The following is a 1,842-nucleotide window of genomic DNA, read 5'->3' on the forward strand; positions in this document are numbered from 1 at the left end:
CCTTCTCCCATCTGCACGGCGGCTAAGATGGTTTGAATCGCCTCATAGTGAGGCACTAACCCCAAAAACATTTCCGTATTTGGGGTCAGTGAGAAAGGTTGAACTCGAAATCCAAAATGCGACAAGTACATAACGAATCACAAACTCTTTGAAAAGCTAACGTTTCTTCTGCGCTTATTGCGCATCAGGGAACCACTCTTGCAGCAAATCACGCGAGCGCTCTAGCTCTTTTTGCCAAGAGTTCACGCCAACAACGGTCGGTTTAAGCAGAATAACTAGCTCGGTTTTTTGCGTCACATTCGAAGTGTTGCGGAACAAGTGACCCAGAGCTGGCACGTCGCCAAGGAATGGGACTTTTGACACTTGCTCGACATTTTGTTGCTTCATCAAGCCGCCGATAACCACAACATCGCCATCTTTCGCACGAATGACCGAATCAGATTCTCGAATCGAGCTTTTTGCCAAAGGCAATTGAATGTTTTGAAAATCACCACCAAGATTTAACTGCTTCACTTCTTCTGTGACTTCAATGACCGCTGGATGCACATGCAAGAACACGTTGCCCTTGTTGTCGATTTGTGGCGTCACATCAAGTGAAATGCCCGAGAAGAATGGCGTCAGTTCTACTTCAGGAACCGCATTAGAGTTTTCACCATTACCCGCATTACTGGAAAGCTCAGTTACGAAGTACTGATCGGTACCAACTTTGATCACTGATTTTTGGTTGTTCGCCGCCGTAATACGTGGGCTTGAGAGTACATTGAGGTCGCCTTGCGTCGACATAAAGTTTAATACAGCCTCGAAGTTACCATCAGATATCGTAACGTTGGTTTGACCGCCAAGAAGCGTACCAATCGCATCTAATGGAGGCAGAGCAGAAGCGGGGCGATTAACAATGATACTGCCTGAGTTACCAATTGACGCCGATAAGTTCGACCAGTTAATACCTTGCTGGTAACCATCGCTGAGCGTGACTTCTAAGATTTTCGCTTCAAGAATCACCTGGCGCTGCATTCGTTCTTGAGACACACCCAAAAACTCACGCACTTCACGAATATCATCAGGGAAAGCTCGCACGGTGATCACGCCAGCTTGTGGCGTAACTACCACACTTTGGCCTTTACCCGAACCAATTAAGTTCGCCACCGCTTGTTGCAACATTGGCCAAAAATCACTTTCGGTGATGGTTTCAATGCGCGTTCCGCCTGTTGATGTCGTCGAGCTATCGTTGCCGTTATTGCTGTTGTTAGAATCTGAAGAGTCTGAGCTGTCAGAGCTACCACCAGAACTAGACGTACCAGCCGAAGTAACGGAACCCGTGACAATGCTCGTCAGTGAGCGACCTGAGCGTTTAAACTGTAGGTAGTCGACTGGAATCGTCACCGTACGCATACCTGCCGGATAAACTTGGATTACTTTGCCCGATTTCATGACATCGTAACCGTACATGTTTTGTACAACACTAAGCACTTCATCTAATGTCACGTCAGAAAGGTTGACCGTGATATTGCCTTGAACCGCAGGATGAATCGCGACGCTGTATTCTGTCCCTTTTACCAATGAAGCAAAGAAACTTCTCGCCTCTACTGCATTGGCTTGGATACGAAAACGCTTTGACGTTCCGTTATCAGAAGAAACATTGGAGTCTAAGTTAGGCATAAGATCCGCTTCTACCGAAGAAGGAATTTCCTCCAACGCGCGGCTATTCGCTTGATTGATAGATTCATTGAGAGCTTGCTTCACTTCAACCGGATCGCGGTGACCCATCGAACATCCCATTAAAGAAGCAATCGTTATTCCTACAACTAATTTGCGCATATCTGATCGGGCTCTGGTTATTAT

The 1,842-nt window shown here is 46.6% G+C and carries 1 protein-coding gene and 1 pseudogene; both read right to left on the reverse strand.

Annotation, left to right across the window (positions count from 1 at the left end; genetic code table 11):
• Positions 1-131: pseudogene (locus tag R8269_RS23700) on the reverse strand (MSHA biogenesis protein MshM); the annotation flags it as partial.
• A 43-nt stretch (positions 132-174) separates the two neighbouring features.
• A complete protein-coding gene (mshL, locus tag R8269_RS23705) occupies positions 175-1,818 on the reverse strand; it encodes a pilus (MSHA type) biogenesis protein MshL (RefSeq protein ID WP_020841334.1) in 1,644 nt (547 codons plus the stop codon).
• Positions 1,819-1,842 lie beyond the last annotated feature (24 nt).

The sequence above is a fragment of the Vibrio sp. Vb0667 genome (assembly GCF_033391095.1).

Coding starts and splice junctions, on each gene's coding strand:
- mshL (WP_020841334.1), bottom strand. CDS start 1,818: ATGCGCAAATTAGTTGTAGGAATAACGATTGCTTCTTTAATGGGATGT.